A 6,699-nucleotide genomic window follows, 5' to 3' on the forward strand; every position below is an offset into this window, starting at 1 on the left:
GCCGGTCGATGGGAATAAGAAGGGTTCTCGCGATTCGCGGCCGGCGAAGCCTGCGCAGGCGTACGACGGTCAGCGCGACAGCATCCGGCGGACCCGGCCGCCCACCGCCTGCTTGACCTGCTCGCGCAGTGGCTGCGCGCGGCGTGCCTTGAGCTTCTGCTGCAGCGCCTGGTTCTCGTCCCGCAGCCACTGCATGCGCGCCAGCAGTTCCTCGGCGGTGTAGGCGGAGGCCGGCCGGACCGCCGGCGGGTAGACGGTTCGGCGGACCTGCTCGTCGAAGCGGGTGGCGCTGTCCCCGTCGGCGAACGACAGGCCGAGGTCGTGCCTGGCGAGGAACGCGGTGATCCGCGCGAACCGCTCCTTGTGGCCCTCGTTCAGGGCCGTGTAGTCGGCTTCCTCGTAGAGCTGGGCGGCGTCGACGTCGGCCGGCACGTCGCGCATCAACCGGTGCGGGATGTCGAAGTAGCGGGCCAGTTCCAGGGTGCGCGAGTCGTGTGCGAGGAGATACCCGGGAGTGCCGGAGATCAGCGCCGTGATGGTGCCGTGGATCCTGGTGCCGAAGGCGAAGTCGAATCCGGCGAGATACTCCATCCAGGGCCACGGGTCCATGAACATCCGCACCTTGTCCTCGACGAAGAGCGGATGTGAGGTGTGGATCGGCATGTCGTCGGTCTTGCCGCGCAAGTTCGGTGCGTCGCCGTAGAGCAGGGTGCCCAGGGTGTACAGGCCCTGCGCGATGTAGCGCAGGTTCGGGTAGCGCTGGTGGTGGTGGCGGACGAGCGGGGCCAACGCGCGGACGTAGGGCGAGATGACGAACGCGAGCCGGTCATCGGCGTCCAGGGTCGCCTTCGCCTTCTCGACCCGCAGGCTGTCGCCGTGCAGGAACATCGACGGGCAGCCGATCTGCTCGACGGCGGAGAAGCCCAGCGCACGCAGGTAGCTCTCGCTGATCTCGCCGCGTACGCCGATGCTGTGCGACCGGTCCAGCACCGCCCGGCAGAACGCCTTCACCGGCTCGTCGATCGGGCGCAGGGACTCCAGGCCGCCGTCCACGTCGGTCTGCGCCCCGACCCCGAGCACCACCACCGGGATCTTGAGCCGCTCGATCAGCCGGGCCATCGACGTCAACCGGTTCGCGTAGTCGTGGCGGAACGCGTTCGCCAGCGGGATCACGAAGACGTCGTACTTCTCGTTGATCTCGTCGGCGTCGCGCGGGTCCGCCCGGAACCGCGACGGGGTGATCTCCGCCGTCGAGGTGGCCAGCAGCTTGTGCGCGGCGTGGCTGAAGACCAGGTTGCCGCTGTTCTTGCCGATCCAGTCCCGCTCGTAGGTCTCCTCGGCGGTGACGACGTCGAACGGGCCCTTGCGGGCTCGCAGCAGGATCCGCTGGTGCATCCGGGGTGTCCACCCTTCGTCCCGGACGCCGCGGCGCCCGGCGAGGCCGAAGCGGCGCGATCGGCCGGGCACGGCCCCGTTCCGTGCAGGAACAGAGATCCTACGCCTTGACACAGAGAGGTGCCGTCAGCCCCACACGTCCCGGGCCGGGTCAGGCGGCGGGAACCGCTGTGGTGTCCGCGGCGGGCCGGCCGTAGCGGCGACGCAGCCGGGCCTCGGCGCGGGGGTGGCGATTGGCGAGGTTCAGGTCGCCGCCGTAGTGCGCCAGAACCCGTGGGTTCATCACCCGGTACCACAGCGGCGGGACGAGAGCGAGCAACACCATCGAGGCGTAGCCTCCGGGCAGTCGCGGCGAGACGTCGAAGCTGCGCAGCGTCTGGTAGCGGCGCAGCGGGTTGGCATGGTGGTCGCTGTGGCGTTGCAGCTGGAAGAGGAACACGTTGGTGACGACGCGGTCACTGTTCCAGCTGTGCCGTGGGTCGACCTTCTCGAAGCGGCCGGTGGCGGTGCGCCGGCGGCACAATCCGTAGTGCTCGAGATAGTTGACCGCTTCCAGCAGCGAGAAGCCGACGATCGCCTGCAGGAACAGGAAGGGCACGAGCCGCCACCCGAACACCGCGATCAGCAGGGCGAAGAGTACGACGGTCATGAGCCCGGCGTTGAGCAGGTTGTTACGCAGCGTCCACGGGCTCCTGTGGCGCAGCCGGAAGCGGCCGGTCTCCAGCCGCCACGCCGAGATGAGGCTGCCCCAGACCGTACGTGGCCAGAACGAGTAGAAGCTCTCCCCCAGCCTGGCGCTGGCCGGGTCCTCCGGTGTGGCGACACGGACATGGTGTCCGCGGTTGTGCTCGACGTAGAAGTGGCCGTACCCGGTCGGCGCGAGCGCGATCTTCGACAACCACCGCTCGACCGTCTCGCGCTTGTGGCCGAGCTCGTGTGCGGTGTTGATGGCCAGTCCGTTGACGATCCCGATGGTGGCGACCAGGCCGGCGGCGCCGGCGACACCGAGGCCGCCACGCGTCCAGACCCATGCTCCGAGCAGCAGGGCGGCGTACTGCACCGGCAGGAACAGGAACGTGATCCAGCGGTAGTAAAGGACCTCCTGCAACCGCCGGGCGATGTCGTCGGGCGGGTTCTCTCCGTCGTCACCGAGCAGCACGTCGATGATCGGAATGAGTCCGAAGACCACCGCCGGGGTGAGCCACCAGGCAGCGGGTCCGGCGCCGGCCCTCCACCACGCGTACGCCAGAAACGGCAGCACCGGCACGAGGAGAGCCAGTGGCCACAGGTGCTTCTTGCCGTCACGCCAACCGGCGGCGACTGCTGGAGCATCGGTCGAGGTCTGCATGTACCGCCTCCGGAGTGTCGAGCGCTGCGTCGACTGTCACACGGATAACCACGCTTGACAATATCCGTCGCTGCGTCAATTCAGTGGACACCGAAGGCGGGTGTGTCCAGTCGATAGACTCGGCGCACCATGGCCGCCCCTCCGCCTTATCGCCACACCGCCCGCCGGCACCTGCGTGACGCGGTCATCACGGCCGGCCGCGACCTGGCGATCGACAGCGGCTGGGACGCGGTACGAATGGCCGACGTGGCGGCCCGCGTGGGCGTGAGCAGACAGACGCTCTACAACGAGTTCACCAACAAGGCCGGACTGGGCGAAGCCATCGCCCACCGCGAGATCGACCGGTTCATGGACGGTGTGCGGGAGGCGTTGTCCGCCCACGGCAGCGACGTGCGAGCCGCCGTCCATGCCGCGGTCACGTTCGTGTTGACGCAGGCCGGGACCGATCCGCTGGTCAAAGCCGTCCTCAACAGTGCCCGAGGCACCGACGCCCTGCTCCCCTACCTGACCACCCGCGCCGACGTGGCCCTGGCCGCCGCCGTCACGGTGCTGAGGGAGTGGGCGGACACGCACCTGCCCCGGGTGCCGCCCGATGATGTCACCGTCGGCGCCGAATCCCTCGCACGACTGGTCGTCAGCCACATCGTGCTGCCGACCGCGCCCGTCGACCACACCGCCGGCACCCTCGCCGACCTGGCGCAACGCTTCCTGGACCCGCCGCGCGCGTGAACGAGCGCACCAGCTGGGATGCGGGCGGCGGCCGGGTGCGTACAGCGGCGGACGACCGGACCTGCCCGCGGGCCTCCTCGGCCGAGTCCGGCCGCCACGGCGGGGCGGGGTGGCCGGCGGTCGCCACCCCGCCCGGACGCGACACGCCCCCTTCAGGTCACCGGGCCCGCCGGTCGATCGGCGCCGAAGTACTCGGGCCGGCTCACCCAGGCCTCACTGACGAACATGACGCCGGGCCGGTGGGCCAGGATGTCGCGCAGGCCGACGACGACCGGCTCGGCCCGCTCGAGCGGCAGCACGGCGATCACCATGACGAGTCCGGCCCGGTCGTTGAAGAGCAGCCGGCCCTCGTGGGTGCCGTGGTGGCCGAAGCCGGAGACCCCGCTGAGGCTGGTCCAACCGCTCACGCCGGAGGCGTGCAGCAGCGTCCGGACCGCGTCGACGTCGTCGGCGCGGGTCACCACCTCCACCTTGACCATGCGCGTCAGTCCGAGCTCGTTCATCCGCTGTACTCCTTCTCTGGGTCGGGGGCCGGGAGCGGCGTGGTGCGCCGGGATCCGGCCGGGTCACTCCATTCGCCGGTACGGGGGTCGATGACGGTCAGGGACATCCAGCCGCCGTCGATCAGCTGACGCAGGGCCGGGTTGCGGCCGAGCACGGTGTCGACGAGGTGGTGCGGGGCGTGGACCACGGCGAGCAGCCGCAGCGGGTCGTGCGCCGGCCGTGTCCCGTCGTCGACGGACTGCAGCGGCAGCCCGACACGCAGATCGCCACCGGATCCGGAGAGGACGCCGAGCGCGTCGCCGAGGACGGTGTGCACGGTCTTGGTGCCGGCGCCGAGACGGTGCGGATCCACCGTGGAGAAGTAGTACTGGAGGTTGATCCAGGACGCCACGACGAGCGGGCCCGTCATGATCGTCTCCAGCGCGACCGCGTCCGGGTCCGCGGTCCAGTCGTAGGAGTGCAGGAACGTGCGGCAGCCGAGGTCGCGCCCGGCGGTCAGCTCGCGCGGCGCGGCGATGAACGCGGCGTTGCCGGCCAACGCCCACTCCGGCCGCACCTGGGCCCAGTCCGACGCGCGGCCGGGCAGGTGGCGGGGGCCCGGCCGGCCGGGCAGCCGAATGGCCCGTTCCGCGCGCAGGCCCGCTCCCGCCTCGGCGAGCCGGCGCGTCAGGTCGTCGACGTGCGGGCGCAGCCGGACGGGGACGGTGTCGACATCGAACAGGCGCACCTCGTCGGTGACGGTGTCGTGCTCGCCGGCCAGGACGTGGGTGTCGGCGGGCAGGTGAATCCCCCTGGCGACCAGCGCCTCGCGGATCTCGGGCCGGTTGAGCAGCCCGGCGACCAGCCGGGCGCTGACCCCACCCCGGTTGCCGCCGCAGGCGCCGCAGTCGAGCGCGGCGGCGTAGGGGTTGTTTGTGCTGGTGGCCCCGTGCCCGCAGAGCAGCACCAGCGGGGCGAAGCCGGTCGTCAGCCCGACCGTGCGCAGCGTCGCCTCCGCGTAGTAGACCTGCTCGTCGAGGGTCAGGGCGGCGTCGAGGTCGGCCACCGTCGGCGCGGTGTCGTCGGCGGGTGGCGCGAACCGGAGCGGCGCCACGGCGCGCACCGCCAGGGCGGCGGTGGCGAGCACACCGGCGACCTCCACGAAGGCGAACGCGCCGACCGGGTCGGCCTTGGCCGAGGCGAACGCCCGGCGCCACGCCTGCCGGGCCCGCCGGCGGCGTACCCGCGTGGCGCCGGCGGTCTCCGCGACGGTGGCCACCGGCCGCATGAGCACCGGGCAGCGGTCCCGGCCCCGGGCGGCATCGGCCGCCACGGTGCGCACAGGTAGGCCGAAGAAGCCGGCGAAGCCGTAGGTGTCCACCGGCCCGGCCGCCTCCAGGTGCCGGCGCAGGCCCTCGCTGCGCACGTCGATGCAGAACACCGCCTGGGCGAGCGGGGTGACGCGGGCGGCGCGGCGTGGGCGCGGCCGCGCCCCGTGGTCCAGCCGGTTGCGCAGCCGACGCCGGTATGCGTGCTCCGCGGCGGCGAGCCACACCTCGGCCTGCCGCGCCGGGGACAGCTCGACCACCACGTCGCGCACCACCGCCACCGTCTCCTCGGGCAGCAGCGCCAGGGCCGGCGCGTCGACGCCGAGCGCCGCGACCAGCCGGGCGAGAGCCGCCGGCAGGTCCGCGGCCGGCACCCCGGCCGTCGGCGCGGTCCCGGCGACCCCGACGGTGGAGGTCACCACGGCGACCCCGGCCGGCACGGTCGCGGCAGCCGGCGTCGTCGCGGCCCTCACCGCGTCGAGGGTCGGCGGGACACCGAGGTGGCGGTGGGTGGCGGTGCCGGCCAGCGCCAGCTCGTAGCTGAGCCGGACCGCGAGCAGGTCCAGCGGGGTCAGGTCTGGTCGCTCACCGGGACGCGTCTGGGACCAGCGGGCGTAGCCGGCCCAGCCGGGCAGCCGGAGCAGGGACCGGGTGAGATACGCCGGCCAGGCCGCCGGCGCCACGCCGAGGGCGCGCAGGAGCAGGGCGACTGCCCGCTCGGGCTCGGCGGGCAGCGCGGCGACGAGTGCCCGCAGGCCGCTGACGCCCGCGCGGTCGACGCCGGCCATCCGCCGCCAGCGCGCCCAGCAGCTCTCGTCGGCCGGGCCGGGAACCGGCCAGCGGGCGGCCGGACGGCCGCAGTGTGCCGCGCACCAGCCGGCCACCAGCTCGTCGACGTCGGCGCCGATCCGGGTACCCAGGACCCGGTCGAGCAACTCGGCCAGGGTGAGTGGGTCCGGGTCGTCCGGGACGGCGGGCCGGGTCACCGCGAGCCGGCGCCGCGCCACGGCGAGCAGGTCGGGTGGCGGGGGCGGTCCGTCGTGCACCGGGTGGGACAGTGCGGCGACCTGGAGGTCCGCGGCCGTGATCGACCGTGGGCCAAGCGTGACCGGCACCGAGGTCGCCGGGGGGAGCACCGCGGTCAGGTCGGCCGGCTCGATCTCGCCGTCGCGCAGCCGCCGCCGGTACTCGTCGGCCGGCAGGTGGGTCCGCGCGCCGCCGAGCGCCCGCAGCTCGGCGGTGGCCCGCGCGAACGGCACCCGCTCCCGGCCGGCGAGCGGGTTGACCGCCACGAACGTGTCCAGCGGCCAGACCGCGGCGACGTGGTCACCCGCAGCGGCCAGCGCGGCGACGACCCGGGCGCCGTCCGACCGGTCGGACGCGTCGCGGCGGCGTACGGCGGTCACGGCCCAGGCG

At 73.1% G+C, this 6,699-nt stretch carries 5 protein-coding genes; 1 reads left to right on the forward strand and 4 read right to left on the reverse strand.

Annotation, left to right across the window (positions count from 1 at the left end):
- Positions 1-69: 69 nt before the first annotated feature.
- Together AC2CHG_RS05670 and AC2CHG_RS05675 are read right to left on the reverse strand one after the other, a co-directional pair.
- The gene (locus AC2CHG_RS05670) at positions 70-1,395 is read right to left on the reverse strand and encodes a polysaccharide pyruvyl transferase family protein (RefSeq protein WP_484524295.1); all 1,326 of its coding nucleotides are present in this window, start codon (positions 1,393-1,395) and stop codon (positions 70-72) included.
- Between the two features lie 151 nt (positions 1,396-1,546).
- Positions 1,547-2,743 carry an alkane 1-monooxygenase gene (locus tag AC2CHG_RS05675; protein ID WP_484524296.1) on the reverse strand — a complete coding sequence of 399 codons (1,197 nt, stop codon included), beginning with the start codon at positions 2,741-2,743 and terminating at the stop codon, positions 1,547-1,549.
- A 129-nt stretch (positions 2,744-2,872) separates the two neighbouring features.
- Here AC2CHG_RS05675 and AC2CHG_RS05680 point away from each other — a divergent pair, with 129 nt between their 5' ends.
- Complete coding sequence (locus tag AC2CHG_RS05680) at positions 2,873-3,472, forward strand: TetR/AcrR family transcriptional regulator (RefSeq protein ID WP_262015078.1); 600 nt, start codon at positions 2,873-2,875, stop codon at positions 3,470-3,472.
- Between the two features lie 152 nt (positions 3,473-3,624).
- Here AC2CHG_RS05680 and AC2CHG_RS05685 read toward each other — a convergent pair whose 3' ends face one another.
- Positions 3,625-3,975, reverse strand: coding sequence for a DUF190 domain-containing protein (locus AC2CHG_RS05685; protein ID WP_030268168.1), 351 nt, complete (start codon positions 3,973-3,975; stop codon positions 3,625-3,627).
- The coding region (locus tag AC2CHG_RS05690; protein WP_484524297.1) for a DUF2309 domain-containing protein at positions 3,972-6,699 on the reverse strand (2,728 nt) is incomplete at its 5' end. The genes AC2CHG_RS05690 and AC2CHG_RS05685, both read right to left, overlap by 4 nt.

The sequence above is a fragment of the Micromonospora sp. ATLC20 genome (assembly GCF_057196585.1).

What these genes read in the sequence shown, in the direction of transcription:
- AC2CHG_RS05670 (WP_484524295.1), bottom strand. Translation starts at nt 1,395, where the DNA reads ATGCACCAGCGGATCCTGCTGCGAGCCCGCAAGGGCCCGTTCGACGTC.
- AC2CHG_RS05675 (WP_484524296.1), bottom strand. Translation starts at nt 2,743, where the DNA reads ATGCAGACCTCGACCGATGCTCCAGCAGTCGCCGCCGGTTGGCGTGAC.
- AC2CHG_RS05680 (WP_262015078.1), top strand. Translation starts at nt 2,873, where the DNA reads ATGGCCGCCCCTCCGCCTTATCGCCACACCGCCCGCCGGCACCTGCGT.
- AC2CHG_RS05685 (WP_030268168.1), bottom strand. Translation starts at nt 3,975, where the DNA reads ATGAACGAGCTCGGACTGACGCGCATGGTCAAGGTGGAGGTGGTGACC.